Here is a 26321-nt window from a genome sequence, read left to right on the forward strand (position 1 = left end):
AACCCTCAACCTGTGACTTCGAGAATCGGGCTTTCGAGCGGACCGTCCAGGGTAAGGTCGGAGAGGCCGAGGTCGGTCTGGTGCGGGCCGGCGTTGCAGGCAAGCGTTGCGCCGAAACAGGCCTTGAAGACAAGATAGGGTGGTTGCCATGCGACGACTTTGTCCATCGCCTGTTTGATCGCGGTGAAGCCCGCGCCGACATCGGCGATCGGCGCTTCGCTGACAAGGCCTGAAAGCGGCAGCGGCAGGCTGGCCAGAACCACGCCTCCCGAGACAACGGCCAGGCCGCCGCCCATGGCGCAGACGGTATTCGCCGCAAGCGCCATGTCCGCCTCGTTGCCTCCGAACACAGTCAGATTATGGCTGTCGTGGGAAACCGTCGTGCAGACAGCGCCGTCCCACGCGCCCCATTCCGTGAGATAGCCGACTTTCATTTCGGCCGGTAGGCGTCCGTGACGATGACAAACGCCGATCAGGGTTGCGCCTTCAGGCGGAACAACATGGCCATCCCTGACCTCCGTTTCCGTTTCGCGCCAGCGCGTAAAGCGCGGCCGGTCGATAGTCGCTACACGCACGCGATTGCCGCGCGACTTTATTCTGAAATCATCCGGTTTGAATTGAGGCGCCTTGACGGAGTTCTCAAGCAAATCGGTTTTGATCCGGTGAGGCGGCGAATTCAGTCGATTATTGCGGGCCACAACCTCGCCATTGCCGATCACAAAATCCGCCTTCAGTGACTGCAGGTTGTCGAAAGCCGCCAGATCGGCGCGGCGACCGGCTGCGATCAGGCCAAGATCGCTGCGCCCCAGGCGCATGGCGGCATTGAGCGTCGCCGCGCGGATCGCCCAAACAGGCGGCATGCCATACCGCACGAGCCTGCGGATCACATCGTCGAGACCGCCATTTCTGTCCAGATCGTCGGGAAAGACATCGTCGGTGCAAAGCGTTACGGTCGGCGGCAGATGCCCAATCCTGTTCAAAGCCTCGACGATCTCGGGAAGCAGGTGATCGTGCGAACCGCGGATCTCGATCGTCAATCCCGCGCGGAGTTTTTCAAGAAAGTCTTCTGCGGAGGTAAGTTCATGGTCCGACGTGACGCCGGCGGCCATGAAGGCGTTCAGATCCCGCCCGCTCAGGCCCCGCGCATGTCCGAACACCGGCTTTCGGCTCGCAAGTCCCGCCTGGACGATATCCGTCATCAGTGCGTCACGACTGACCACGCCGGCCATGTTCATCACTTCCGCAACGCCGCCGATCCCGGGATTGGCGAGCATCGCCTCCATCTCTGTTCCGCCGAACGCCGCGCCCGCGCATTCGAAACCCGGCGCGGACGGAACACAGGACGGCGCCAGGACAATGAAGCGCATCGGCAGGCTGGACGTTGCTTCGACAGCCCAGTCGACGCCGGCGAGACCGTGGACATTACCGAACTCATGCGGGTCCCAGACAACCGTCGTCACCCCACGCGGCAGGATTGTTTCGGCGTAGGTCGCGGGCGTGATCATCGAGCTTTCGACATGCATATGGGCGTCGATCAGACCAGCCGTGAGGATCTTCCCCGTGGCGTCAATGACTTCTGCCGCGTCCGTTCTGCTTGCCGGCGCATGCACGCTGGCGATCATCGGACCTGTGATGCCGATATCGGCCTTGCGGATTTCGCCGGTCGCGGAACTGAGCATGTCGCCATTGACGATCAAAAGATCGAAAGGCGCATCGCCGCGCGCCGCCGCCACGGCGCGATCGCGCAGCGTTCTGTCGTTCAGATCATCCGGTTCGAGGGCGGCAGAAGTCATTGTCGTGTGGCCTTTTCGAGGGCGTCGAGCGTCATGGACCGGATGCGATCGGCGTCCGGTCGAACGGCGATCCTGGCGTTTGCGCCTGCTGAGGTGCGGCGGTCGACGACTGTCCGGCCGCGCGTCAGGCCGCCAGCCAACTCTACGTCGATCCAAACCGCCTCGAGCGTCGCAACGCTGTCTTCGATTGCGATCGCCGCCGCGACGGGATCGTAGAGCGCCATGGCGGGACGGCCCCTTTGTATCGCGATATCGATGTAGCCGCCCAGGAGATCCTTCAGAACGGAAGTTTTCTCATCGCCTCCCGCGTCCAGGCGCGCAGCAAAATCAGGACCGACCAGCACCTGCCTGCAGCACTCCAGATCGACCATCCGCAGTTCGACGCCGCTTGCAAGAACGATGGCGACCGCCTCGGGATCGCTGAAGGCGTTGAACTCCGCCGAGGCGGTGTGGTTGCCCGGACCGGAGCCGCCGCCCATCCACAGGACATGGCTGATTTGCGGGGCAAGATCGGGGCGTGCCAGCAGCAGGATGGCGATATTGGTGAGCGGTCCGAGCGCAAGCACAGGTTCCGCATCATCAAGGCCTTCAAGCCATTTCGTCAGGCCGCTGAGGGCGGAGGGAATATCGGTGGTCGCATTCTTCGGAAGCCGCTTGCCGAGCGTCGGCATGCCGGTCGGGCCGAGGATCCGTTCAGCAGTCTCGACAGATCCGAGGATCGAACGGGAAGCGCCTGCAAACAGAGGCATGGTCCAGCCAAGGAAGCTTGAGGCGTCAAATGCGTTGCGGACGACCTGTTCCAGCCTCGTATTTCCATAGACAAGGGAAACGCCTGCGATGTCGACCAGCGACTGCTCCACCATCATCACGGCGAGCATGTCGTCGAATCCCATATCCGTATCGATCCAGATCAAATGTTGTGTCCAGTTGGGCGTCGCTTCAACGTCGAATTCATAGCAGAATTAGGGTCAGGCGAAAGCGCCGGATGCTCAGGCGGGTGGATCAATCGCCGCCATGTCGACGCCGAGAAAATACGGCCAGACGATCAGCGCGAGCACGCCGCGCCAAAAACCAAGGTCGAGATAGCCGATGGTGAAAAGCCAGCCCGCCAACCAGATCAGGCCGAGACCGCCGTGCTGTTCAATACGGATTCGCTGCTTGTCCATGGATAGGTTCCTGTTCATGTAGTCCGCTGGTTGGAAGGGTACATGAGCCGGAATCGGGGGCCAAGCATCGGGCTGGGAACACGATTGGAACAAAAGAAGAACAGATTGCTGATTTTTACTCTGATCTGTGCTATAAAAGCGCATTGAAATCCACCTGCCGTCGAGCGCGGGGGGCCGGAAAACGCAGATTCCCGAAACAAAGCCAGATTGAAGAAAAGGCAATTTCCCGAAACAAAGCCAGATTTGATTGACTGCCGCAGAACCGCTCTGAATTGCCGCAGTTACCGAATTCCCGAAACGAAGCCAAACGTGTGAAAAGGCGAATTCCCGAAACGAACCCGGTTTACCGAAACAAACCCAAACGGCCCGAGACCTCATTTCCCGAAACGAAGCCAGATTTGCAACGGAATTTGTCGAATTGAAAATATATAAGTAATAACAGCAATTTAGAAGAGAATGTTAGATCAATTCACTTATAGGCGATGGCTGCGCTGGAAGGTCCGACAAGCGGGATGACCTCGAAACGCCTGAACCCGGCTTCGCCGCACCACGCGCGAAATTCGGCGCCGGTGAAGTCGAAAGCCCGGTCGCCGAATTCCATCAGCATGGTCAGCGACATGAAGAGACCGAAGGTGTTTTCGCGGCGCGCGTCGTCGATGAGGGCCTCGACGGCGATAAAAACGCCGCCTTCGGGAAGCGCGTCATAGGCCTTCTTCACCAGAGCCTTTTTTTGTTCGAGGTTCCAGTCGTGCAGGATCATGCCCATCGTTATGATATCGGCCGGCGGCAGAGGGTCGGCAAAGAAGTCGCCGGAAACGGCTTCGATTCGGTCCGAAAGGCCGTCTGCCGCGATCTTCTTCCTTGCGATCTCAGTCACATTGGGCAGGTCGAAGCTCGTGCATGAGATGTGGGGATGCTTTGCGGCGACACATCGCGACAGCAACCCGTCAGCACCGCCAATGTCCGAAAGGGTTTTATAATATTCAAACGGAAAAACCTCCGCGAGTTTCTCGAAATTGTGGCGGGACGAGCCGTTCATCGCATCCATGAAGGCTTCGAGCCGGGCCGGTTCGGAATAGAGCGTCTGGAAGAAAGGCGTGCCAGCCGCTTTCGATTCGTTCTGCGGTTCGCCGGTCTTGAAGGCCTCTCCGATATCGGCCCAGAAACGGTAGTTGCGCGCTTCCCACAGTTCGAGAATGCCGCCCATATAGTCCGGCTTGTTCCGGTCGAGATAGGCGCCGGTGGTCGTCGTGTTGCAGTAACGCGCGTCCGGTCCGTCTCCGTCCCGTCCGAGCATTTCGACGGAAACAAGCAGGTCGAGGAAGTCCATGGCGGGTCGCCGGCGCAGGCCGTATTCCGCCATGATCTCGTCAAGGGTCATCGGGTTTTCGGCGAGCCGCGTGTAGAGCCCGAGGCCGACGGCGGTCAGCAGCGCCTTGGACACGCCGTAGCCGATGGCGACGCGCATGATGTGGTCGGGCCCGGCGTTTGTCATGCATTCTCCTCCGCATTTTCGGAGAGATCATGCCACAATGACGTGGGGTGCGGCTAGTATCACACGAATAAAGAGCATTTCTTATGCTGCAGTTTTTGCAGCGCTGTGCCAAAAATTGAGCACAAGACAGAAGCGGTAGCGCGTCATACCATCTTCGGGATGCCGATCATCGGGGCTGAGGCGGCAGAAGAGACCGGCCTTATTGCCGGTTGGAAATTTCAGAGGTGGATTGCGAATATGGCTATCATCAAGAACACATCGCGTCGTGACTTTCTCAAATCGACCGCAGGCTTGGCCGGTCTTGCGACGCTCGGCGCCTCATTGCCGCTGACGTCTGCGCGCGCCGCGGACCTGACGGTCGGCTTCATCTATGTCGGACCGAAAGACGACTTCGGCTACAACCAGGCGCACGCCGAAGGGGCTGCGGTGGTCAAGGGCATCGAAGGGGTGACGATCGTTGAAGAGGAAAACGTCGCCGAGACCGTGGACGTCCAGAAGTCCATGGAGAGCATGATCAATTTTGACGGAGCGTCGCTGCTGTTTCCGACGTCCTTCGGTTATTTTGATCCGCATATCCTGACGCTTGCGCCGGACAATCCGGACGTCCGCTTTGAGCATTGCGGCGGTCTGTGGAGCGCTGACAAGCATCCGGCCAATGCAGGATCCTATTTCGGTTATATCGGCATGGGCCAGTTCCTGAACGGCATCGCCGCCGGGCACGCCACGAAGACGAAAAAGATCGGCTTCGTCGCTGCAAAGCCAATCCCGCAGGTTCTTATCAACATCAATTCCTTCCTGCTGGGCGCGCGCTCGGTCGATCCGGAAATCACCTGCCAGGTGATCTTCACCGGCGAATGGTCGCTCGCCGTCAAGGAAGCCGAGGCGGTGAACGCCCTCGCTGACCAGGGTGTCGACGTCATTACCTGTCACGTTGACGGTCCGAAGGTTGTCATGGAAACGGCGGCTGGCCGCGACGCTTTCGTTTGCGGTTACCACGCAAACCAGCAACCGCTCGCCGGGGACAAATACCTCACGGGCGCCGAATGGGCCTGGGGCAACGTCTATACGGACATGATCAACAAGACGCTGGCTGGCGAAAAGATCGACAATTTCGTTCGCGGCGGACTGGCCGAAGGCTTCATCAAGATGAGTCCGCTCGGGCCGGCGGTGTCGGATGCGGCCCGCAACCAGTTCGAGGCGACGAAGGCAGAGATCCTCAAGGGCGACTACGCCGTCATCAAGGGTCCGATGAAGGACAACAAGGGCAACGTAATCGCCACGGAAGGCCAGAGCTTCGCCGAGACGGATGTCGAGCTGGAGAGCATGGATTACCTGGTCGAAGGGGTGGTCGGCTCCACAAGCTGAGCATTCCCGCGGTCTGGCCCGGCCGATGGCCGGGCCTACTGTTGAAGGAGACCATCAATGAGCGTCGATCTGGCATCGGGCGCGGGATCGGAAACAGCGGTTCGCGAGTGGCTGGAGAAGGCCGCTCGTAACGCGGAAGGTTTCGTCATCCCCGTTGGCGCGCTGGTGGCGGGCCTCGCGGTATTCGGACTGTTTCTTCTGTTTCTCGGCAAGTCGCCCTTCGACTTCTACGCGTTGGTGTACAAGGCCGGTTTCGGCACCGCATTCTCATGGGAGAATACGCTGTCGCGCACTGCGCCTCTGCTGCTGGCGGCCCTGTGCGTTGCGCTGCCGGCCCGACTCGGACTTGTCGTCATTGGTGGAGAGGGGGCGATCGTGCTGGGAGGCGTCGCGGCAGGCGCATTCGCGATGTTCGCGCCGGGTTTGCCCGGCCCGGCCGGCATGGCGGGCATGGCGCTCTTCGCGGCTTGCGCCGGCGGGATCTGGATTGGTCTCGTCGGCGCGCTTCGCCATTTGCGCGGCGTCAACGAAACCATATCCAGCCTTCTGATGGCCTATATCGCCATCGCCATCATGAACCATCTGGTCGAGGGCCCGTTCCGCGATCCCGCCAGTCTCAACAAACCGTCGACAGCGCCGCTCGCAGAAAGCTGGCGGATCGGATCGATGCCGGGTTTCGACGTGCATTGGGGACTGGCCGTCGGCGTCGTCGCATGCATTGTGTCCTGGGTTCTGATCGAGCGCACGAGCTGGGGTTTCGCCGCGAGAATCGCAGGCGGCAATGTGCGCGCTGCGCAAATTCAGGGCCTGCCCGTTGGGTGGTTGATCATCGGCTTTACAGCGCTTGGCGGCGCTTTCGCCGGGATCGCCGGCATGATCGAAGTCGCCGCTGTCCATGGCTCGGCCAACGGCTCACTGGCCGCCGGCTACGGCTATACCGGCATTCTGATCGCCTTTCTCGCCCGGCACAATCCGCTCGCCATCATCCCGGTCGCCATTCTGCTCGCCGGTTTCGAGGCCTCGAGCGGTCTGGTGCAACGTCGAATGGATCTGCCTGACGCCACCGTGCTCGTGTTGCAGGGCTTTGTATTCGTCGCGATCCTGCTCAGCGATGCGCTCTATGGCCGCTTCAAGCTGTTTCAACCTGAATTGTGGAGGCGCGCATGAACGAGACCGATATCGGCCTTTGGGGCGTACCGCTCGCCATTCTCGGCGGCGCCATTCGGGTTTCCACGCCTTTCCTTCTGGTAAGCGTCGGAGAGTGTCTGACGGAACGATCGGGCCGCATCAATCTCGGGCTCGAGGGCACGCTGGTCTTCGGCGCGATGAGCGGATACGCCATCGCGTACCAAACAGGCTCGCCCTGGCTCGGCGTCATCGCCGCGGCGATTGCCGGCGCCGCCTTCGGCCTTGCCCATGGCTGGATGTGCAAGCTTCCCAGAGTTAATGACATCGCCATCGGCATCTCCCTGATGATCCTTGGCATGGGGCTCGCCTTCTTCTTCGGCAAACCGTACATCCAGCCGGTGGCCCCGGATCTGCCCTCCATACCTTTCGGCTGGTGGTCCGACCTTCCGCAGGTGCAGGCGGCTCTCAGGATCAACGTCCTGTTCCTGCTTGCGATCATCGTCGCAATCCTGATGGCGCGCATGTTCCGCTCCACGCGCATCGGTCTCATGGTTCGCGTCGTCGGCGACAGCACCGACGCCGCGCGCGCACTCGGTTTCCATCCTGACCGAGTGCGCCTTTATTCAACTGCCGTTGGCGGCGCGCTAGCCGGCGTCGGCGGCGCCTATCTGTCGCTTTATTATCCGGGAAGCTGGAACGAGGGGATTTCATCCGGCCAGGGCTTGATGGCCGTGGCGCTGGTGATATTCGCCCGCTGGAACCCGGTAAGCTGCATATGGGCGGCGCTGCTGTTCGGTGGGGCAGGGGCGCTCGGCCCGGCTTTACAGTCCATCGGCGTCACGCAGGGCTATTATCTGTTCTACGCCGCGCCCTACGTCCTGACGCTGGGCGTCCTGATCGCAACCAGTTCGACAACGCGGGACATGGCGGGCGCACCCGGCGCACTCTCGATAACGAAGTAGGAAGCGATATGAAAGAAACATGTCTGTCGACCAAGGAGCTGCGTAAATGACCATTATCGCATCCGACCCTTATGACTGGCCTCATCATGGCGATATGCGCCCTGAAAACACGACGCTGATCGTTATCGACATGCAGAAGGATTTCTGCGGCGTGGGCGGCTATGTCGACCGGATGGGCTATGACCTCAGTCTCACGCGTGCGCCGATCGAGCCGATCAGGAAGGTGCTCGAGGCGATGCGCAGGAGGGGCTATCACATCATGCACACGCGTGAGGGGCACCGGCCGGATCTCGCCGACCTGCCGCATAACAAGCGATGGCGGTCCCGTCAGATAGGCGCGGGCATCGGCGATGAGGGACCTTTCGGAAAAATTCTCGTGCGCGGCGAACCGGGCTGGGAAATCATCGAGGAACTCACCCCGCAACATGGCGAGCCGATCATCGACAAGCCGGGCAAGGGCAGTTTCTACGCGACGGATCTCGAATTGCTTTTGCGTACGCGCGGCATTCACAACATCGTTCTGACCGGCGTGACGACGGATGTGTGCGTCCACACCACGATGAGAGAGGCCAACGATCGCGGCTTCGAATGCCTGCTTCTTGAAGACTGTTGCGCCGCGACGGACAGGGGTAATCACGATGCGGCGGTGAAGATGATCAAGATGCAGGGCGGTGTCTTCGGATCCGTCAGCAATTCCGAAGCCTTCGTTGAATCACTGCCATGACGTCGGGGCGCAAGGACAAAGCTGCGATCGGCGTCGAGACGGTCGGTATGACGATGCGGTTCGGCGCCTTCACAGCGCTCGACAATGTCTCCATCAAGGTGAAGGCGGGGAGTTTCCACGCACTCCTGGGGGAGAACGGCGCCGGAAAATCGACGCTGGTGAAGTGCATCATGGGTTTCTATCAGCCGACCTCCGGCCAGGTCATGATCGACGATCACGAGGTGGAGATACGGGATCCGAAGACCGCCCACGCGCAAGGCCTTGGCATGGTTTATCAGCATTTCACCCTCGTGCCGTCGCTTACAGCGGCTGAGAACCTGGTCATCAGTCGCTCTGATGCGCCGGAGATGATCGACTGGCGCAGAGAGAACGGAAAATTGGAATCCTTCATGGAAACAATGCCTTTCCGAGTTCCGTTGAATCAGCCTGTGAACCGGCTTGCTGCAGGCGAAAAGCAGAAGCTGGAGTTGCTGAAGCAGCTCTATCTCGGGCGCCGCTTCCTCATCCTCGACGAGCCGACCTCGGTGCTGACTCCGTCGGAAGCCGACGAACTTCTCGGTATGGTTCGCGGTCTGACAGAGGCCGGCGCGCTGACGGTCCTGATGATCTCCCACAAGTTCCGCGAGGTCACCGCCTTCGCCGATGACGTTTCGGTGCTGCGGCGCGGATCCTTCGTCGGAGGCGGCAAGGTTTCGGATCTGGATCACGCGGCTATGGCCGCGATGATGATCGGGGAGAAAGAGTTGCAAAAGACGGCTGAGCGGTCCGGCACAGTCGGCGAGCCAATCCTCACGGTCGACAAGGTTTACGCCAGCGACCGGTCAGGACTGAAGTCGATCCGGATCGAGGACCTGACCATTCGCGCCGGGGAGATCGTCGGCATTGCGGGCGTGTCGGGCAACGGGCAGATGGAGTTGATGGAGATTCTCGCTGGCCAGCGGCCCTATTCGGCGGGCGAGATACGGGTCGAGAACGAACCGTTTTCCGCGACCCGCGCCGAGGCGCGTGAATTTCACGTGCGGTATCTGCCCGAGGAGCCGCTGCGCAACGCCTGCGCGCCGCGCATGAGCGTCACCGAAAATCTCGCCTTCCGCACATTTGACGTCAACGACGCCGGCAAGACACGTTTCTGGATCGACCGCGGCCGAATGGGCGAGGCGGCCAGTGAACTGATCGCAGCCTTCAAGGTCAAGACGGCGTCTCCGGCGAGCCCCATCGATTCGCTGTCCGGCGGCAATGTGCAGCGCGCAGTGCTCGCCAGGGAACTTACAGGCGAGGTGGATCTTCTGATCATCTCGAACCCCTGTTTCGGGCTGGATTTCTCCGCTGTGGCCGAAATCCGGGCGCGCATCATGGCCGCGCGCAACGCCGGCGCCGCGGTGCTTCTGATCAGTGAGGATCTGGACGAAATTCTCGAATTGTCGGATCGTGTTCTGGTAATGTCAGAGGGCGCGATTGTATATCAGGCGTCAATCGAACAGGCGAGTGTCGTCGATATCGGAAAACACATGGCAGGTCACGCATGAAATTGCTTGATGCAGATCCCTTTCATTTTCCCTTCCATCGGGAAAAGATCGCGCTTGTCGTCATCGACATGCAGCGTGATTTCGTCGAGCCGGGGGGCTTCGGGGCCAGCCTCGGCAACAATGTCGAACTGCTTCAGAAAATCGTACCCACCGTCAGAAATCTGATTGACGGTTTTCGCGCAGCGGGTCTGACGATCGTTCACACGCGCGAGTGCCACAAGCCGGACCTTTCGGATTGTCCGCCGGCCAAGCGCGAGCGTGGAAATCCGGCGCTGCGCATCGGAGATTACGGTCCGATGGGCCGTATTCTGGTGTCCGGCGAGCCCGGCGCGGAGATCGTTCCCGAACTTGCTCCGCATCCCGGCGAACTCGTCATCGACAAGCCGGGGAAGGGAGCGTTCTACGCCACACCCCTGTCGGGATGGCTGGAGGAACGCGACATCAGTCATCTCGTGTTTGCGGGCGTGACCACGGAAGTCTGCGTGCAGACCTCGATGCGCGAAGCCAATGATCGCGGCTATCATTGTCTTCTCGCGGAGGACGCGACCGAGAGCTACTTCCCGGAATTCAAGCAGGCGGTGCTCAACATGATCCGCGCGCAGGGAGCGATCGTCGGCTGGACCGCGCCGACTTCAAAAATTGTGGATGCGCTTCATGCCTAAACCGTTCGAGTTCACAGCCCTTCTTGGAGGCGGCTGGAAGAATGTGACGTTCGGTCCTTTTCACGAAGGCATCGAGATATGCCGGCTGGTCGAGGGGGATCCCGAAGTCGCCTTGCTTCGCTACGAAGCAGGCGCGAAAGCGCCGCGTCACATCCACCATGGCATGGAGTCAATCCTCGTTCTCGAAGGATCGCAAAGTGACGACCACGGCCGTTACGCCGCCGGTTCGCTCGTCGTAAACAGGAAGGGCTCCGACCATCGCGTGTGGTCGGAGGATGGATGCGTCGTCCTGATCCAGTGGGAAAAACCGGTGGAGTTCATCGAATAGGACGACCTCTGCAAACCCGGCGCGCCAGCAAGCAGCATTTTGATCAGTTCAGGCTCGCGAGATAAGCGCGCCAGCCCCCGAAGCCGGTGATCTCCTCCGCGCCTTCAAGTCCTGCGGGTTCACACAGAAAACCCTTGACCGACGTCCCGTCGACAAGATCGATCGTGCCAATGCCAAGCGGCTGGGGAATGCCGGCCATGAACGCGCCAAAAGAGGATATCGGCAGAGCCCAGATTTCGAGGTCGATAGATCCGCCTTCTTCGCTGCGCACGAGGCCCGGCCTCGCCGGCGGGCCGCCTGCAAGGCTGTAAAAGCGGTAGCTCGGGGCAGTTCTGGTAGCGGAGAGAAACCGGCCGCCAAGCCGCGTAACTTCGCCATTGAGCGGCAATCCCGACATATGCGCCCCAACCATGGCGACAGCGATTTCATCTGTCTGCGCGGCGGGGAGGCGCTTTGCGGGCTCCGGTAGTCCCCAGCCTGTAGCGCCCAGAGAAACCTTGGCGTCGTGGTGGAGCCAGGCGCCGATTGACGCCAGGAACGCATCACGTCCCGCGCCTCCGAGCAGCGTGACGCTGCCCGGTCGCCCGTCCTGTCGCGCCGTCATCGGAACAGCGATCCCGCAAAGGTCGAGCAGATTGACGAAGTTGGTGTAAGTCCCGAGATTGGAGTTCGGCCCGACGGGATCATTTTTGAGATCGCTGACGCTGTAGAATGTCGGAACCGTCGGCACACAGAGCATGTCCGCCAAACCCAGTAATGCGCGGGCTTTTCTTTCGAGTTCCTTCAGGCGGTAAGCGCCTTCGAAAGCATTCGCCGCGCTGAAAGCCTCCGCCTTGGAGATAATTCCGCGCGTTACCGGTAGCAGAGCGTCCGGTTGCGTTTCGATGACCCGGCGGATCGCGGCGTAACGCTCAGCCACCCACGGGCCTTCGTAGAGCAGTTTCGCAATGTCATAGAATGGCGTGAAGTCGAGTTCCACGATCTCCATTCCCTTCCGTCGCAAAGTCTCTACTGAGGCGGCGAAGGATTTGGCCTGCAGAGCGTCGCCGAAAAACTCGATGGAAGAACTGTCGGGGATTCCCACGGTGAGTGATGGCGGCATTTCGGAAAGCCCGGGCGACGCCAGCTCCCGCGAATATGCGTCTTCCGCGTCGTAGGCGCAGACGGTTCGATAGACGGACCACGCGTCGTCGACCGTCAGCGAAAAGATCGACACCGTGTCCAGAGAACGGCAGGCCGGAACGACGCCGAACGACGATATTCCGCCCAGCGTTGGCTTGAGTCCGACAATGTTGTTGAGCGCGGCCGGCACACGGCCCGATCCGGCCGTATCCGTTCCGAGCGCGAAACTGACGATGCCGCGCGACACGGCGACCGCCGACCCCGAGCTCGAGCCGCCCGGCACGATCTCCGGATCGATGGCGTTTCGAGGTATCGGGTAGGGGGATCTTACGCCAACGAGACCTGTCGCGAACTGGTCGAGATTGGTCTTGCCGATCACCAGCGCTCCGGCCTCGCGAAGCTTCTTGACGCAAAAGGCGTCGGACTGTGGATTATAGGAAAATGCGGGGCATGCCGCCGTCGTTGGAACGCCGGCGACATCAATATTGTCCTTGACTGCAAAGGGAACGCCATAGAGCGGCTTTTCCTCAGGATCGAAAGGTCCAAGAGCACGCGCCTCGGCGACGACGTCGGCTTCGTCTCTCAGGCTTATAAAAATTCCGGGATCGTCGGCGAGGCGGATCCTGCGGTAACATTCTGAGACGACGTTTTCCGCAGCCTCACCATTTTGATAGGCTTCCCGAAGCCTGGCGATATCGAAAGGCAAGTCCTGTATCATTTCATTCCCGCTTGTCGCGCAGCTCCACTATACACGTCCGGACGCGTGACTATTAGTCGTGGTGACATATTCGGTCATCTGTTATCTTTTCATCGCATCGCTGCACTTTTTGCACCACTGGAGTATGTCTTCATGCGGATGTTCCAGACATTCCGGTACATCGACACGGTCGCGCGCGTCGGTTCCATCCGAAGCGCGGCGGAAGCCCTCTCGATTACGTCATCGGCGCTCAACAGGCGCATCCTTGCCTTCGAGGAAGAACTGGGCGAACCCATTTTCGAACGTCTGCCGCGTGGCGTTCGACTGAATGCGGCCGGCGAAATTCTGATCAATCACATTCGCAACCAGATTTTCGATCTCGAACGCGTGCGGTCGCAGATTTCCGATTTGACCGGCATCCGGCGCGGAAACGTGAATGTCGCCTGCAGCCAGGCCCTGGTTCCATATTTTCTGCCGCGTCAGATTTCGATCTACCGGGACGAACATCCCGGCGTCACTTTCGGCGTATATGTCCGCGATCGCCGGACGGCGGAAGAAGCCCTGATGGATTACAGCGTCGATCTGGCGCTGGTTTTCGAGCCGGTGCGGTTCGCCGACTTCCAGACGATATTGCGGATCAAGCAGCCGGTGCACGCCGTGATGCGCGCGGGGCATCCGCTCGCCTCGCATAAGGTGCTTCGGCTGCGCGATTGTGCGGCCTGGCCATTGGCTTTGCCAACGGCGCCATACGGCGTGCGCGCGCTGCTTGAGGCCGGCACGGAGCGTTCGACGCTCAAGGCGCTGCCGTCGATCGAGTCAGACAGCTTCGAGTTTCTGCGAAGCTTCGCCCGAGTGAGTTCCGGGATCGGCCTGCAGATCCCGATCGGATTGCCGACTGACAGTCTCGACGCCGATCTCGTGCATCGGCCGATCGATACACGCGATATTCCAGCGGGGATGATTTATATGGGACATCTCCGCGGTCGCACGCTGCCTGTCGCGGCGGCGCGCTTCGTTGATCAGCTTTCGAACGCCTTTTCGGAAAATTACGAAACCGATTAGCCTTCTGCTTCAGATCAATGGCGCTGATTTCTGATTCGATCTGCGAGATTCCGCCGCATTGTCGCCAGCGGCATTCAACTTGTCGGCGCCGGAAAATGTCCGCATAGTAGCGTGGTCAATTTTTCACAAAGGACCAGTAGATGCCCGGAGAACTCAGCGCTGTGGCGGTCGATCAGGCGCAGCTTCCCGTTATCGATATTTCCGGAATGTCGTCTTCGAAAGAGGATGAACGCCGTGGGGTGGGCAAGGCGTTGCGCGCCGCCTGTCTCGACAAGGGTTTCTTCTATTGTTCCGGGCACGGAATTCCTTCAGGCCTGATCGACGCCGTTTTCGCGGAGACGAAGGCATTCTTCGACTTGCCCGAAGAGGCAAAGCTCGCAGTGGACAAGGCGCATTCACCCTGCAATCGTGGTTACGAGCATCTGGGCGGACAGACCTTGCAGGCCGGCGCCAAGCCGGATCGCAAGGAAGGCTATTACATAGGCTACGAACTGCCGGAGGATGATCCGCGCGTCCTGGCCGGCAAGTTCAATCACGGTCCGAACCAGTGGCCTGCGGATCTGCCAGGCTTCAAGCCGGCCATGCGCGCCTACTATGCGGCCATGCTCGATCTCGCGGAGCGGCTGATGCGCGGCATGGCGCTGTCGCTGGATCTGGACGAGAACTACTTCAACGGTTTCGTGCGGGATCCGCTCGCCATTCTGCGCCTGCTGCATTATCCGCCGCAACAACCCCAATCGGACCCGGACGAGCTTGGCGCAGGCGCCCACACGGATTTCGGCGGCTTGACGCTTCTCCTGCAGGACGACAATGGTGGTCTGCAGGTCTACGATCAGGATAATAAAATCTGGATACGGGCGACGCCGATTCCCGGAACATTCGTCATCAATCTCGGGGACATGATCGCCCGCTGGACGAATGATGCCTATCGCTCCACCCTGCACCGCGTGATCAATCATTCCGGACGCGAGCGATATTCGGTTCCGTTCTTCTTCACCGGGAACCCCGATTTCGAGGTGTCGTGCATTCCGACTTGCCTGAGCGACGGTCAGACGCCCAAATACGCTCCGGTCAAGGTGGAAGATCATCTGCAGGAAATGTATCGCAGAACCTATAATGGGTGAGGCTGTCAGGCCTCGAAGTCGATCACTGTGCTGAATTTGCCTTTGACCTTGCGATCGATGGACGAGGCAAGTTTCCGAAAGGGCCTTTCGATTTCTCTTCGAGCTTTTTTCCAGCCGCGAACGGGCGCCTGGGGCTGCTGCATCAGGTGATGGTCGTCGCGCACGCCCTTGACGCTCTGAAGATTGCCCGCCCTGTTGATTTCTTCGAGCTGCATATCCTGGATGCACAGGGCCGGACTGACCTGGTACAGGTCGAGACCCCGGAAAATACTGAACGTGGGCGAAAACAGAAATTCGTCCGCAGCGTATAGCCGGGTCTTGGAGAGTTCAAGAAGACGCGCTGCGCAGGATTTCGACAGGATGTAACCGGCTGCGCCCCAATGCAGCGTATGAAGCCGCAGGAGCTGATGTCCGTGAACCGGCGGCAACGGTGGCCTGGAGCAAAGCACGCTGTTTCTGAATGTCTCGATCTTGATGATATCGGCGCCGTCCGGAATCCAGCTGTCGTCTTTCAGGAAAAGATGCGCGTCGCTGGACAGATGGACGTCGTCTTCGAATACGCATACGTAATCGTTGTCGCCGGAGGCTGCGGCCTCCCAGCACTTGCGATGACTTTTGAAGACCGCGATTTCTGCAGCCATCATGGGAGGCCCGTCGCTGGATTCATTCCAGGCGTCGATCTCGACTGGTTTCATTTCATTGGCGTCTATCGCCGGCACGAACTCAGGGACGAGCGTCTGGGCGGCGAAGCTGTCAGTTATCCATTTTCGCCGTTCAAGGGACCGTTCCAGATTGATGACCAGAAGACGCATGATCATTCCCTGAAGGGGATTTCGCCCCACACGCTGGGGGTCGTCAATCGAACATAGGTCATCCGCAGCCATTCGCCGAAATTGATGAAGGGCCGCGTCACCTCACGTTTGAACTTCTTCCATCCCTGTCTCGGCTTCAGCATCTCCAGACGCACCGTATGGATCGTGCTGCCAGGAAGCGGATCGGACGCTTCTGCATAATAGTGCATGGTCTGAATACAGATCGCCGGAACCATCTGCAGGATATCCAGGGTCTGAAACAAACCAAGTTTCGGGTTAAACATCATTTCGTCCACGGGGTCGTGGAAATCTTCAGTTGTTTTCAGCAGGCGTTCGGCGCAGTCGCGTGAAATGATATAGCCGCCGGCGCCGATATGACGGCCGAGAAGAGGCGCCAGAATCCGGTCGCCGACCTCGATCGGGTCCTTTGCGAGATATCCGACCTTGTCGCGGAAGGTCTCCAGCTTGACGATGTCGACGCCGTCTGGAATCCAGTCTGCAGAAGAAACATATTGTGCAGCGTCCCGGCTGAGATAGATGTCGTCTTCAAGAATGCAGACATAATCGTCGCCATGCTCGATCATGTCATTCCAGCATTTGCGATGACTGAGGAAGCAGGCAACGTCGCCCGGGCTGATCGTCATGATGATTTCACGATCGATCTGATGTCGGCTTATCTCTTCCTGAGATAATGACTGGAAATCAACGGCGCTGATCCTGTCGAAGGTCAGTCCGCGTTCGTCCATTTCCTTTTGCATCCAGGTCAGCCGATCCGGCGACCGATCCAGATTGATCAGCAATATTCTCATGACGCAACTAGGGTCTGCTGGCATGCGCCGCTATTCCGCATCCGGATCGGGCGCCACGTTGGTTCTGCACCGTTGCACCGATGCGGCTCACCGATTAGACGTTTTGCCTGTCAAAGTAAACTGTCGCCCACCCCGGGGGACCTCGCGCGGGAGACTTGCTGTCACGATGTTCGATCCGGTTATTCTCATACACGGCGCCTGGCAGGGAAGCTGGGCCTGGCGGGATCTGATCGGACTGCTGCAGGCGAGGGGGCTGGCGTGTCACGCCGTCGATCTGCCCGGAAACGGAACGGACGCCACGCCTCCGGAAAGTGTCACCCTCGAGCTTTACGCGCGCCATGTCGAGGATTTCATTGACGGTCTCGATAGGCCCGTCAGCCTTGTAGCGCATTCCGGCGGGGGAAATGTCGCGACCGCGGTGGCGGAGGCGCGCCCGGACCGTGTCGCCCGCATCGTTTACCTTGCAGGAATGATGCTGCCGTCGGGGATGTCGTTCGGTGACCTGCTGGCACAGGAATATGCGCGGGACAGAGGCCTGATCGGGATTGGCGACCATCTCCTTTGGTCCTCCGACGGATTGATGAGCAGCGTGCCTGCTGATGCGGCGATTGAGATTTTCTACCATGACGCGGAGCCCGCAGCCGCGCGCAAGGCCGCAGACAAACTGACGCCGCAACCGGAGTCCGGGCGCGCAGTCGCAGCGAACTGGACCGAGGAACGCTACGGGACTGCGCCGCGTCTGTATGTGGAGTGTTCCATGGACCGGTCGATCGACGTTTCGTTGCAAAGAAGGATGCAGGAACTGGTGCCGGGCGCTAAAGTCCGGACGCTTGAAACGGGGCATGCACCGCAACTGAGCGCCCCCGATAAACTGGCCGATACGATTTGGCCATTTCTTGCTGATCAGCAGCCGAACGCTGACCAATAATTATGCAAATGGCCTAAACTTGCTTCTTTACGCCAAAAGGCAGTTGGCGCGCGACTGGATTCTGTTTCTCCGAAGTTTTCGCTAAACAACAGAAAACGCGCTGTTTTATTTTCGATTCCCTGTATCGTGAATTGACTGGCACAACCCTTGCTTTCCTGAATGATGTGCAGCGCGCCTAGGGTTCCGGTTCCGCGATTCGACCAAAAATTGCGGAACGCTGGTCCAAGAGGCGCAAGCCGGCGACATTCATAGCCGGTGACACGGCGGGAAAAAATCCCGGGAGACAACTGCACAGGTTTGCGCGCGCAGACCTTCTCCCGGTTTGTGCGCAGAGCCCAGGTTTTGAAAGCCAGTCATCGATTGGCGCAAATCAGGAAGGCGTACAGACATGATACGAACACCCATCAAAGCTCTTGGAATGACCGCGCTGCTAGCCGCCGCGTTGTCTGCCGCGACGATTGCCAATGCCGAAGAAAAAAAGGACTTCAAAGTATGCTGGTCGATCTATGTCGGCTGGATGCCCTGGGGCTACCTGCAGGATTCAGGCCTCATGAAGAAATGGGCCGACAAATACGACATCACGGTCGATATCGTTCAGATCAACGACTATGTCGAATCGATCAATCAGTATACGGCCGGCGCCTATGACGGCTGCTCGATGACGAATATGGACGGACTGTCGATACCCGCTGGCGGCGGCGTCGACACGACGGCTCTGATCGTCGGCGATTATTCAAACGGAAATGACGGCATTGTCCTCAAGGACAAGACGAAGCTGGACGAGATCAAGGGCCAGAACGTCAATCTGGTTGAGCTGTCAGTTTCGCACTATTTGCTGGCGCGCGCTCTCGACAGCGTCGGCATGTCCGAAAAGGACATTACTGTCGTAAACACCTCGGACGCCGACATGATTGCGGCCTATGCGACGCCGGACGTAACGGCGGTTGTTACGTGGAATCCGCTGCTGTCGGAGATTGTCGCACAGCCGAACGCCACCGAAGTATTCAACAGCTCCGGCATTCCGGGCGAGATCATCGACATCATGATGGTCAACACCGAAACGCTGGCGGACAATCCGGATTTCGGCAAAGCGCTTGTCGGCGCCTGGTACGAACTGATGGGCATCATGTCTTCCGACAGCGAAGAGGGCAAAGCGGCGCGCACGGCGATGGCCGAAGCTTCCGGCACCGATCTCCCCGGATATGACGCACAGCTGGCTACGACCAAGATGTTCTACACGCCGGATGCAGCCGTCGAGTTCACCAAATCTCCGGAACTTGCGGAGACTTCCAAATTCGTCGCAGAATTTCTGTTCGATAACGGAATTCTCGGTGAAGGCGCGCCAAGTCCTGAATTCGTTGGGGTCGAGTTTCCCGATGGGAGCGTCTATGGCGACGCGAACAATGTGAAGCTGCGCTTCGACACCTCCTACATGGAGATGGCCGCCGGCGACAAACTCTAACCACGGCAATCGATCGTCCGGCGGGATGTTTCCGCCGGACGGTCGCACCGAGGTATTCTTCGTGCGCATCATCAATCGCAAGCCATCGCGCGTAACGAGCATCACTTTGACGGCGCTGCCCTTCGTGGCGACGATCGGCGCCTACGCGCTGGCGAGCCATTATCGCCGGCTCGATAATCCCGCAGACAAGCTTTTGCCGTCGCTCCAGCAGATGGGCGAAACGTTCTGGCGCATGGCCTTTGTGCCGGATAAGCGATCCGGCGATCTGCTGCTGTGGCTCGATACCTATGACAGCCTCTGTCGGCTCGGGATGGGCATGGGCGCGGCGACGATCCTTGCGCTGTCGCTCGGCATTCTGATTGGTTTCATTCCACACGCGCGCAGCACTCTTGCGCCCTACATCGCCACTTTCTCGCTGATTCCGCCGATCACCATCCTGCCGATCCTGTTCATCATCTTCGGTCTGGGGGAAACATCGAAGATCATGCTGATCGTTGTAGGGACGGCGCCCGTCATGATCCGATCGGTTTCGCAGGAGGTAATGAACATCCCTCGCGAATTGATCATCAAGGCCGAGACGCTCGGCGCGAGCGTCCTGCAGATGATTTTCCGGGTGGTCTTGCCGCAAACTCTTCCCAAGCTGGTCAACGCCATGCGGCTGGGACTGGTTCCAGCCTGGATCTTCCTGATCTCGGCGGAAGCGATCGCATCGACTTCCGGTCTCGGATACAGGATATTTCTCGTACGACGCTATCTCGCCATGGACGTGATCCTTCCCTATGTCGTCTGGATCACGCTGCTTGCTTTCATCATCGACCGGCTCCTCCTGCTTTTGTCGAAGCGCGCATTCCCCTGGCATCATCTCGGCGGGGAAAGCCTGTGAGCGCGGGGCCAAAGATTTCCGCACGCAATGTGGCGAAGACATATGGCGACATGACTGTGCTTGAGCGTCTCAATCTGGACGTGGAGGAGGGCGCGTTCTGCACGATTGTCGGAGCCTCGGGCTGCGGCAAGTCGACTTTTCTTCGCATGCTGCTGTCGCAAGAAACGCCCTCACGTGGACGCATCGAGCTCGACGGCGCGCCATTGCCGGGCGAACCGACCTCGGACCGTGGCATCGTATTTCAGAAATATTCGGTGTTTCCGCATCTGACGGTCGAGGACAATCTCATTCTCGCCCGGGAGTTCGAGAGGTCTCGCCTTTTCGGACGCTCCTTCGGCTCATCGCGAAAGGCGGCGCGCGCCGAAATCGACGACACATTGGAAAAGATCGGCCTTGGCTCGGCGCGCCTGAAATATCCGGCTCAATTGTCTGGCGGCATGCAGCAGCGCCTCGCAATCGCTCAGGCGCTATTGAAGCGCCCGAAGGTGCTGCTGCTCGACGAACCTTTCGGGGCGCTGGACCCGGGCATTCGCGCCGATATGCACGACCTGCTTCTTGGTCTCTGGGAAGAGCTCCAAATGACCGTCTTCATGGTCACGCATGACATTCGGGAAGCCTTCAAACTGGGAACGCGGATTCTCGTCTTCGACAAGATCAGGCATGATCCCCAGGCGCCGGACGCCTATGGCGCGACGATCACCTACGACCTTCCACTAACCAGAAAAGACGCGGGACCGCCGCCGGAACTGGCCGGACTGGCGATGAACGCCGACACAAGCACAGGAGCAAGCGCATGAAGGACATATTTGCGACAGGACCTGCCCGCAAGCAAAGGGCAGCGGGAACGGTCTGCCGGGGCGCGCCTGTGCGCCACCATCATCCCGACTTCGACAAACTGCAATTGCGTGGATGGAAGGCAGCCGAAAAGGAAGGAACGCTGCCAACGGCGGCGTGGGAAAAGGAAAAGCAGTGGGCGTTGCGCATGGGGCTCACCGGATCGGACAGCCTTGAGGACAAATCGATCCCCACATTCGCGCGGGGCGAACTGCCCCACTACGCCGGCATCAACACCTTTCTGAAGGCTCCCTATATTGAAGACGTCACCATGGTTGGCGCCTATGACGCAGCTGTTATCGGCATTCCGTTCGATGGCGGCACGACCTATCGACCGGGCACGCGTTTCGGCCCGCAGGGCGTGCGCCGGATCTCGGCGCTCTACACGCCTTACAATTATGAGATGGGCATCGATCTGCGCGAGCAGATGACGCTCTGCGACGTTGGCGACGTGTTCACGATTCCCGCCAATATCGAAAAAACATTCGACCAGATCACCCGGGCCGTCAGTCACGTCGTGTCTTCCGGCGCGCTGCCAATCATGATCGGTGGCGATCATTCAATCGGCTTTCCATGCGTGCGCGGCATTGCGGAGTGCACATCGAAGAGGATTGGCATTGTCCATTTCGACCGCCACATCGATATCCAGGAGAAGGATCTCGACGAGCGCATGCACACCACGCCGTGGTTCCATGCGACGGACCTCGTCAATGTGCCGGCCGTCAACCTTGTGCAGGTCGGCATCGGCGGCTGGCAGGTGCCGCGCGAGGGCGTCGAGATAGCCCGAAAGCGAAACACCAATATCTTTACCATGCGCGATGTCGAGGAACTGGGTCTGGCGGAAACCGCCGCCCGGGCGCTGGAGCTTGCCTGGAAGGACGCCGACGCCGTCTATATCTCGTTCGATATCGACAGTGTCGACTGCGGCTTCGTGCCCGGAACCGGCTGGCCGGAGCCTGGCGGTTTTCTGCCGAGAGAAGCGCTTGAACTCGTTTCACTGGTCGCCGCTGAGGGCATTTGCGGTCTCGAGGTCGTAGAGGTTTCGCCGCCATACGACACGTCCGACATCACTGCGCTGCTGGCGACGCGCGTCATCGTCGACGTGCTGGGCACACTCGTTTCCCACGGCAAGATGGGATCGCACAAGGCGATCATAGACAAGCCCGTCACAATTCCGGCCGGACCGGATTTGGAGTAGAGCTCATGGGACACCATCATCACCACGACCACGACCACGACCACGACCACGACCACCACCACCACCACCACCATCATCATCATCATGGCGCCGGGCATAATCATCCTGTCGACCACTTGCATTCGCACGTTCATGGCACGCCGGACCGCGAGCGGATGGATGAATTACAGGCCTTGGCCGCAAGTTTCATCGATGCATTCAGAAAGGCGGACGACAAGAGCTCGTATCTCAGGCTTTCGGGAATACCATTTACCAGGAAGGGGTCCGACGGGCTGACGCTGAACCTTGTCGACGCCTCGATCGTCTCGAACTGGCAGATCGGAACCGCGTCTCCGGCTTTTGCATCGCGCGAACTCGTCTACATGCCGTTTCCCGGTGAAATGATCAGCGAGCGCGAGAACATGACATTTACCTATGTCTCGTTGACCGAACGGGACGACGTGGATCTCGTCACGCTTTTAAAAGCGCGTTTTCATTCAGAGAAAGGATAAACTCATGATCAATCGAACCGTCGTCTCAGCCATGGTTCTGGTGTCGAGCGGACAGGCGTTTGCGCATCCAGGCAATCATGACCATCTGCCGGTGGGAAAGCTGGCCAGTCACATCACCGCGTCCCCGTTTCACACGATTGTATCATTGTTCGCGATTGCGGCTGTGACTGCCTTCGCAATCTGGTTGTTCCAGGCTCGGCGGAGTAAATAAAGGCGCCATTGCTGAAGAATTGGGCGCCTTCGGAAGCCTGACAATCACGGACTCCGGCCTAGAGCATTAAATCGTATGGCGCCTTTTTTGCATGGCAATTTTCATCGCCAGAGGAATAAGGCTTGGAATTCAGGTTCTTCGAAATCTACCGAAGCAGCGAATATCTGTTGCTGCTTGCAAAGGGCGCCGGCGTCAGCGCATCGCTTGCAATTGGCGGCGGTTTGGTGGGATTTCTGCTCGCGACGCTTCTTGCCGTCAGCCGCTATGCCGAGGTTCCCGTTCTTGGCAGGATATCCGCGGCCTATGTCGAGTTCATCCGAAACACACCGCTGATCGTTCAACTGTTCTTCGTAGCCTTTGGGTTGCCGCTGCTGCTCGGTTACAGTTGGCCATTCTGGGCGCACGCGCTCCTCGCGCTAACCCTGAATTTTTCCGCATATTTCGCTGAAATACTGCGCGCCGGATTCAGTTCAATCCCTTCGGGACAATTGGAGGCGGGCGCAGCTCTAGGCATTCGAAAGGCGACGATCTTTCGCAAGGTCGTATTCCCCCAGGCCGTGGCCGCCATGTATCCGTCTTTGAACAGCCAGTTTATCTTTCTGTTCCTGACGACCGGGGTGATCGCCGAAATCGGTGTGACGGATTTGACCCATGCGGGCCTTTACATCGACAGCAGAACATTCCGCAGTTTCGAGGTATTTACCGCGCTGACGGTGATTTACATAGTAATGGCGCTGAGCTTCAAAGCCGTGTTGAACGCCATCTACCGCTCAGCTTTCAAGTGGCGGACAGTGCGATGAAAGACTTCTTCGTATCCATACTCGGCAAACCGTTTGGCATCGTCATTTTCCAACTGCTCGACGCCACGCAATTCACAATCTACCTGTCTGCGATTGCCTTTATCGGGGGAGGTCTGATCGGGCTCGCCGTCATGCTGGTGCGGATCGCGCCATCGAAGCGGGCCAAGGCGGCCGCGAGCGCCTATATCTGGCTGTTTCAGTCTATCCCGCTGCTTATGCTCCTCTTCCTGCTCGGGTTGGGCGTGCCGCGGCTGCTTGGCGTCGACATCAATTCCTGGATCGCAGCCGGCGTCGCGTTGACACTGTATGCAAGCGCCTATCTTTCCGATGTCTGGCGCGGAGCAGTGGAGGCCATCCCGGAAGGGCAGTGGGAAGGCGGCAGGGCGCTCGGACTGCGTTTTCTGAAGATTGTTCGTCTCATCATCGTCCCGCAGGCTTTTCGGTTGTCGCTTGCGCCGACCGTGGGCTTCATGGTGCAGATTATCAAAGGAACTTCGCTGGCCTACATTATCGGCTTTCACGATCTCATGGCCGTCGGACGTCGCTGGGCGAACGCGCCGGTGGCCGACACGGAGCCCTTCGTCATCTATCCGCTGATGGCGCTCATCTATTTCTGCCTTTGTTTTCCGCTTTCGGCCTGGTCGCGTCATCTCGAACGCAAGCTCGGCGCCGTCAAGGCCAGGGACAAGCCGGCAGTCGCCTAAACGCAGAATATTATGTGAAGAGGAAAGGAAAAGACATGACGAACAAACTCAAGGCCGCAGCGGTCGGATTGCTGGCGTCAATGATGATGCAGGTTGGCGTGGCTCACGCCGATCTTTCGGACATCCTGAGCGCCGGAACGATCAAGATCGCAGTACCGGAAAATTTCCCGCCATTCGGATCGCTGGGGGATGAAGGCGAACACGTCGGATACGATGTCGATGTGTCCAATCTCATCGCAGAGGATCTCGGCGTCGAACTCGAACTGGTGCCGGTGACCTCCAAGCAGCGCATCCCGTTCCTCGAAACGGATCGCGTCGATCTGGTTATTTCTTCCATGGGCGCCAATCCGGAACGCGCCAAGTCCATCTGGTTTTCGAGTGCTTACGCCCCGTTTTTCTCGGGCGCATTTGCCGCTTCAGACATGACGATTGCATCCATGGACGATCTTGCCGGCAAGAAGATCGGCGTAACTGGCGGCACGCTTGAGGACCTCGAGTTGACAGAGAATGGTCCGGAAGGGCTTGAGATCGTCCGCTTCGGCGACAATGCAGCGACGCTGTCGGCCTATCTCTCAAAGCAGGTTGACGTACTCGTGACAGGCAACACCGTCGCCGCGCAACTTTCCGCCGACAATCCGGATCTCGATATCGAAACCAAGTTCATCATCAAGGAATCGCCGGCGTTCATCGGTGTGAAGAAGGGGAACCTCGATCTTCTCCAGTGGGTCAATGTCTTCATTCTGCACAAGAAGCTTGGCGGCCAACTGGACGAACTCTCGCAAAAGTGGCTGGGCCAGAAGCTTCCGCCGCTTCCCTCGCTGTAACCTGCGACAACTTCGCCTCACCGTTTGCGGTGAGGCGGATACCTGTTTCCACTGCAAACACATTTTTGTCCGGTGCGCCGCCAACCATTTTCGGCGCCGCTACGCATAGGCGCACCTTCAAACCTGACATGATGTGACTTGATCTTTACCGAGCCATGAAGGAAACTTCGTCGCGCGGCGGGATCGACATTTATTTCTTTCAACGCTTTGTATCCTGGTTCATGAGGGGATTTTTCGTGCTCCGCAGAATTGACTGGGAAGCGCCGACCAACATCCTGGAAAAAATCATTGAATATGAGGCTGTCCACGCGATCGACGGTTGGGATGATCTTCGACGGCGCATTGAGCCGGAAGACCGGCTGTGCTTTGGATTCTTCCATCCCATGGCGCCTGACGAACCATTGATTTTCGTGGAAATCGCCCTGTGTAAAGGGATACCTGCTTCGGTTCAGGACATCCTTGCCAAGGAACGGCGGATCCTCGCAGAATCCGAGGCTGATACCGCGGTCTTCTATTCCATTTCCAATTCTCAGCAGGGGCTCGGCGGAATTTCGTTCGGGAATTTGCTGATCAAGCAGGTCATCGAGAGCCTTTCCCGGGACCTTCCGAATTTGAATACCTATGTGACGCTTTCGCCGCTTCCGGGTTTCCGCGCATGGCTGGAAAGGCAGGTAAGCGCGGAACAAGGTTCGCGCATTTCCGAAATCCTTGCAGCAGTGGAAGCGGCGGAGGGCGAAGAGGGCGCAAAGCCTCTTGAACCGGTGTCAAACAGCCTGCGCTACCTCGCCGCATTGTATCTGGTGGAGGAGAAACGAGCCAATGGCCTCCCGTTCGACCCCGTCGCGCGCTTTCATCTTGGAAACGGTGCGCTCATTCACGACATTCTGCCCATGGCCGATATTTCGGCCAACGGTATCCGCCAATCCTGTGGCGTCATGGCCAACTATCTCTACGATCTCGAACAGCTCGAAGCTAATCACATGGCTTTTGAAGAGAAGCGCGCGATTGCCTGCGCGCGCACGATCAATCGCATTCTGAAAGCGGGATTGCCGGATCGCAAAACCCGAAAAGCGGCCAATGCCTAGTCTTTCGGCTTCCAATTCGCTTGCGGCCTGACAGTAAAGCGATGCTCGGTCCATAGACCGCCAGTTTGTATCATTTGGCGTGGTGAAGTATTCTTGGCACGTAACACTCGTTGTGTTCAGACACCT

At 59.0% G+C, this 26321-nt stretch carries 27 protein-coding genes and 1 riboswitch; of the genes, 20 read left to right on the forward strand and 7 right to left on the reverse strand.

What is annotated here, in order from left to right; genetic code table 11:
• Positions 1-5: 5 nt before the first annotated feature.
• From K1W69_RS21765 to K1W69_RS21780, 4 genes are all read right to left on the reverse strand, one after another.
• Positions 6-1793, reverse strand: coding sequence for an adenine deaminase (locus K1W69_RS21765; protein ID WP_220230540.1), 1788 nt, complete (start codon positions 1791-1793; stop codon positions 6-8).
• Positions 1790-2707 carry a nucleoside hydrolase gene (locus K1W69_RS21770; protein WP_220230541.1) on the reverse strand — a complete coding sequence of 306 codons (918 nt, stop codon included), beginning with the start codon at positions 2705-2707 and terminating at the stop codon, positions 1790-1792. The genes K1W69_RS21765 and K1W69_RS21770 overlap by 4 nt, the downstream gene beginning before the upstream one ends.
• Before the next feature lie 75 nt (positions 2708-2782).
• Positions 2783-2959, reverse strand: coding sequence for a hypothetical protein (locus K1W69_RS21775; protein ID WP_220230542.1), 177 nt, complete (start codon positions 2957-2959; stop codon positions 2783-2785).
• Between the two features lie 469 nt (positions 2960-3428).
• Complete coding sequence (locus K1W69_RS21780; RefSeq protein ID WP_220230543.1) at positions 3429-4454, reverse strand: methyltransferase; 1026 nt, start codon at positions 4452-4454, stop codon at positions 3429-3431.
• A gap of 237 nt (positions 4455-4691) precedes the next feature.
• Here K1W69_RS21780 and K1W69_RS21785 point away from each other — a divergent pair, with 237 nt between their 5' ends.
• Genes K1W69_RS21785 through K1W69_RS21815 form a run of 7 tightly spaced genes read left to right on the forward strand, consistent with a single transcriptional unit; the run spans position 4692 to position 11149 of the window.
• A complete protein-coding gene (locus K1W69_RS21785) occupies positions 4692-5819 on the forward strand; it encodes a BMP family ABC transporter substrate-binding protein (RefSeq protein WP_220230544.1) in 1128 nt (375 codons plus the stop codon).
• A gap of 57 nt (positions 5820-5876) precedes the next feature.
• Positions 5877-6986, forward strand: coding sequence for an ABC transporter permease (locus tag K1W69_RS21790; protein WP_220230545.1), 1110 nt, complete (start codon positions 5877-5879; stop codon positions 6984-6986).
• On the forward strand, positions 6983-7909 hold the full coding sequence (locus K1W69_RS21795; protein WP_220230546.1) for an ABC transporter permease: 927 nt from the start codon (positions 6983-6985) through the stop codon (positions 7907-7909). Before K1W69_RS21790 ends, K1W69_RS21795 begins: the two co-directional genes overlap by 4 nt.
• 46 nt (positions 7910-7955) lie before the next feature.
• The gene (gene biuH, locus K1W69_RS21800) at positions 7956-8633 is read left to right on the forward strand and encodes a biuret amidohydrolase (RefSeq protein ID WP_220230547.1); all 678 of its coding nucleotides are present in this window, start codon (positions 7956-7958) and stop codon (positions 8631-8633) included.
• The gene (locus K1W69_RS21805; protein WP_220230548.1) at positions 8630-10159 is read left to right on the forward strand and encodes an ABC transporter ATP-binding protein; all 1530 of its coding nucleotides are present in this window, start codon (positions 8630-8632) and stop codon (positions 10157-10159) included. Before biuH ends, K1W69_RS21805 begins: the two co-directional genes overlap by 4 nt.
• Entirely contained in the window at positions 10156-10821 is a 666-nt protein-coding gene (locus K1W69_RS21810; RefSeq protein WP_220230549.1) for a cysteine hydrolase family protein, read from the forward strand. Before K1W69_RS21805 ends, K1W69_RS21810 begins: the two co-directional genes overlap by 4 nt.
• Positions 10814-11149, forward strand: a complete 336-nt coding sequence (locus tag K1W69_RS21815; protein WP_220230550.1) for a cupin domain-containing protein — start codon at positions 10814-10816, stop codon at positions 11147-11149. The genes K1W69_RS21810 and K1W69_RS21815 overlap by 8 nt, the downstream gene beginning before the upstream one ends.
• Positions 11150-11192: 43 nt before the next feature.
• Here the strand turns inward: K1W69_RS21815 and atzF are convergent, their stop codons facing one another.
• Entirely contained in the window at positions 11193-12989 is a 1797-nt protein-coding gene (gene atzF / locus K1W69_RS21820; protein ID WP_220230551.1) for an allophanate hydrolase, read from the reverse strand.
• Between the two features lie 132 nt (positions 12990-13121).
• On the opposite strand from atzF, the gene K1W69_RS21825 reads away from it, so the two are divergent.
• Complete coding sequence (locus tag K1W69_RS21825) at positions 13122-14030, forward strand: LysR family transcriptional regulator (protein WP_220230552.1); 909 nt, start codon at positions 13122-13124, stop codon at positions 14028-14030.
• Between the two features lie 140 nt (positions 14031-14170).
• Positions 14171-15154, forward strand: coding sequence for an isopenicillin N synthase family dioxygenase (locus K1W69_RS21830; protein WP_220230553.1), 984 nt, complete (start codon positions 14171-14173; stop codon positions 15152-15154).
• Positions 15155-15159: 5 nt separating this feature from the next.
• Here K1W69_RS21830 and K1W69_RS21835 read toward each other — a convergent pair whose 3' ends face one another.
• Both K1W69_RS21835 and K1W69_RS21840 read right to left on the reverse strand, forming a co-directional pair.
• Entirely contained in the window at positions 15160-15966 is an 807-nt protein-coding gene (locus tag K1W69_RS21835) for a glycosyltransferase family 25 protein (protein ID WP_220230554.1), read from the reverse strand.
• Positions 15967-15968: 2 nt separating this feature from the next.
• Complete coding sequence (locus tag K1W69_RS21840; protein WP_220230555.1) at positions 15969-16799, reverse strand: glycosyltransferase family 25 protein; 831 nt, start codon at positions 16797-16799, stop codon at positions 15969-15971.
• 142 nt (positions 16800-16941) lie between these two features.
• On the opposite strand from K1W69_RS21840, the gene K1W69_RS21845 reads away from it, so the two are divergent.
• From K1W69_RS21845 to K1W69_RS21895, 11 genes are all read left to right on the forward strand, one after another.
• Entirely contained in the window at positions 16942-17703 is a 762-nt protein-coding gene (locus K1W69_RS21845) for an alpha/beta fold hydrolase (RefSeq protein WP_220230556.1), read from the forward strand.
• Between the two features lie 164 nt (positions 17704-17867).
• A riboswitch (guanidine-I (ykkC/yxkD leader) is annotated at positions 17868-17988 on the forward strand.
• A 106-nt stretch (positions 17989-18094) separates the two neighbouring features.
• Positions 18095-19165: a putative urea ABC transporter substrate-binding protein gene (locus K1W69_RS21850; RefSeq protein ID WP_220230610.1), complete on the forward strand. Its 1071-nt coding sequence runs from the start codon at positions 18095-18097 to the stop codon at positions 19163-19165.
• 61 nt (positions 19166-19226) lie between these two features.
• Positions 19227-20048, forward strand: a complete 822-nt coding sequence (locus tag K1W69_RS21855; protein WP_220230611.1) for an ABC transporter permease — start codon at positions 19227-19229, stop codon at positions 20046-20048.
• Positions 20045-20845 carry an ABC transporter ATP-binding protein gene (locus K1W69_RS21860; protein ID WP_370688286.1) on the forward strand — a complete coding sequence of 267 codons (801 nt, stop codon included), beginning with the start codon at positions 20045-20047 and terminating at the stop codon, positions 20843-20845. Before K1W69_RS21855 ends, K1W69_RS21860 begins: the two co-directional genes overlap by 4 nt.
• Positions 20842-22080, forward strand: a complete 1239-nt coding sequence (locus K1W69_RS21865; RefSeq protein ID WP_258571257.1) for an agmatinase family protein — start codon at positions 20842-20844, stop codon at positions 22078-22080. The genes K1W69_RS21860 and K1W69_RS21865 overlap by 4 nt, the downstream gene beginning before the upstream one ends.
• 5 nt (positions 22081-22085) lie before the next feature.
• Positions 22086-22571: a hypothetical protein gene (locus K1W69_RS21870; RefSeq protein WP_258571258.1), complete on the forward strand. Its 486-nt coding sequence runs from the start codon at positions 22086-22088 to the stop codon at positions 22569-22571.
• A 4-nt stretch (positions 22572-22575) separates the two neighbouring features.
• The gene (locus K1W69_RS21875; protein ID WP_220230557.1) at positions 22576-22782 is read left to right on the forward strand and encodes a hypothetical protein; all 207 of its coding nucleotides are present in this window, start codon (positions 22576-22578) and stop codon (positions 22780-22782) included.
• Between the two features lie 122 nt (positions 22783-22904).
• Positions 22905-23582 (forward strand): amino acid ABC transporter permease, encoded by a 678-nt coding sequence (locus K1W69_RS21880; RefSeq protein WP_220230558.1) that lies wholly within the window; start codon positions 22905-22907, stop codon positions 23580-23582.
• Complete coding sequence (locus K1W69_RS21885) at positions 23579-24286, forward strand: amino acid ABC transporter permease (RefSeq protein ID WP_220230559.1); 708 nt, start codon at positions 23579-23581, stop codon at positions 24284-24286. The genes K1W69_RS21880 and K1W69_RS21885 overlap by 4 nt, the downstream gene beginning before the upstream one ends.
• A 35-nt stretch (positions 24287-24321) precedes the next feature.
• Positions 24322-25110, forward strand: coding sequence for a transporter substrate-binding domain-containing protein (locus tag K1W69_RS21890; protein WP_220230560.1), 789 nt, complete (start codon positions 24322-24324; stop codon positions 25108-25110).
• Between the two features lie 236 nt (positions 25111-25346).
• Positions 25347-26195: a malonyl-CoA decarboxylase domain-containing protein gene (locus tag K1W69_RS21895; RefSeq protein WP_370688287.1), complete on the forward strand. Its 849-nt coding sequence runs from the start codon at positions 25347-25349 to the stop codon at positions 26193-26195.
• The last annotated feature ends 126 nt before the right edge of the window (positions 26196-26321 follow it).

Origin of the sequence: Flavimaribacter sediminis, assembly GCF_019492055.1 — a bacterium.
GTDB classification, from domain to species: Bacteria; Pseudomonadota; Alphaproteobacteria; order Rhizobiales; family Rhizobiaceae; genus Flavimaribacter; species Flavimaribacter sediminis.

Excerpts from the sequence above, each read along its gene's own strand:
- K1W69_RS21785 (WP_220230544.1), top strand. The coding sequence starts at position 4,692 with ATGGCTATCATCAAGAACACATCGCGTCGTGACTTTCTCAAATCGACC.
- K1W69_RS21825 (WP_220230552.1), top strand. The coding sequence starts at position 13,122 with ATGCGGATGTTCCAGACATTCCGGTACATCGACACGGTCGCGCGCGTC.
- K1W69_RS21875 (WP_220230557.1), top strand. The coding sequence starts at position 22,576 with ATGATCAATCGAACCGTCGTCTCAGCCATGGTTCTGGTGTCGAGCGGA.
- biuH (WP_220230547.1), top strand. The coding sequence starts at position 7,956 with ATGACCATTATCGCATCCGACCCTTATGACTGGCCTCATCATGGCGAT.
- K1W69_RS21885 (WP_220230559.1), top strand. The coding sequence starts at position 23,579 with ATGAAAGACTTCTTCGTATCCATACTCGGCAAACCGTTTGGCATCGTC.
- K1W69_RS21815 (WP_220230550.1), top strand. The coding sequence starts at position 10,814 with ATGCCTAAACCGTTCGAGTTCACAGCCCTTCTTGGAGGCGGCTGGAAG.
- K1W69_RS21780 (WP_220230543.1), bottom strand. The coding sequence starts at position 4,454 with ATGACAAACGCCGGGCCCGACCACATCATGCGCGTCGCCATCGGCTAC.
- K1W69_RS21840 (WP_220230555.1), bottom strand. The coding sequence starts at position 16,799 with ATGCCAGCAGACCCTAGTTGCGTCATGAGAATATTGCTGATCAATCTG.
- K1W69_RS21805 (WP_220230548.1), top strand. The coding sequence starts at position 8,630 with ATGACGTCGGGGCGCAAGGACAAAGCTGCGATCGGCGTCGAGACGGTC.
- K1W69_RS21810 (WP_220230549.1), top strand. The coding sequence starts at position 10,156 with ATGAAATTGCTTGATGCAGATCCCTTTCATTTTCCCTTCCATCGGGAA.
- K1W69_RS21890 (WP_220230560.1), top strand. The coding sequence starts at position 24,322 with ATGACGAACAAACTCAAGGCCGCAGCGGTCGGATTGCTGGCGTCAATG.
- K1W69_RS21865 (WP_258571257.1), top strand. The coding sequence starts at position 20,842 with ATGAAGGACATATTTGCGACAGGACCTGCCCGCAAGCAAAGGGCAGCG.
- K1W69_RS21790 (WP_220230545.1), top strand. The coding sequence starts at position 5,877 with ATGAGCGTCGATCTGGCATCGGGCGCGGGATCGGAAACAGCGGTTCGC.
- K1W69_RS21765 (WP_220230540.1), bottom strand. The coding sequence starts at position 1,793 with ATGACTTCTGCCGCCCTCGAACCGGATGATCTGAACGACAGAACGCTG.
- K1W69_RS21845 (WP_220230556.1), top strand. The coding sequence starts at position 16,942 with ATGTTCGATCCGGTTATTCTCATACACGGCGCCTGGCAGGGAAGCTGG.
- K1W69_RS21795 (WP_220230546.1), top strand. The coding sequence starts at position 6,983 with ATGAACGAGACCGATATCGGCCTTTGGGGCGTACCGCTCGCCATTCTC.
- K1W69_RS21835 (WP_220230554.1), bottom strand. The coding sequence starts at position 15,966 with ATGCGTCTTCTGGTCATCAATCTGGAACGGTCCCTTGAACGGCGAAAA.
- K1W69_RS21775 (WP_220230542.1), bottom strand. The coding sequence starts at position 2,959 with ATGGACAAGCAGCGAATCCGTATTGAACAGCACGGCGGTCTCGGCCTG.
- K1W69_RS21870 (WP_258571258.1), top strand. The coding sequence starts at position 22,086 with ATGGGACACCATCATCACCACGACCACGACCACGACCACGACCACGAC.
- atzF (WP_220230551.1), bottom strand. The coding sequence starts at position 12,989 with ATGATACAGGACTTGCCTTTCGATATCGCCAGGCTTCGGGAAGCCTAT.
- K1W69_RS21830 (WP_220230553.1), top strand. The coding sequence starts at position 14,171 with ATGCCCGGAGAACTCAGCGCTGTGGCGGTCGATCAGGCGCAGCTTCCC.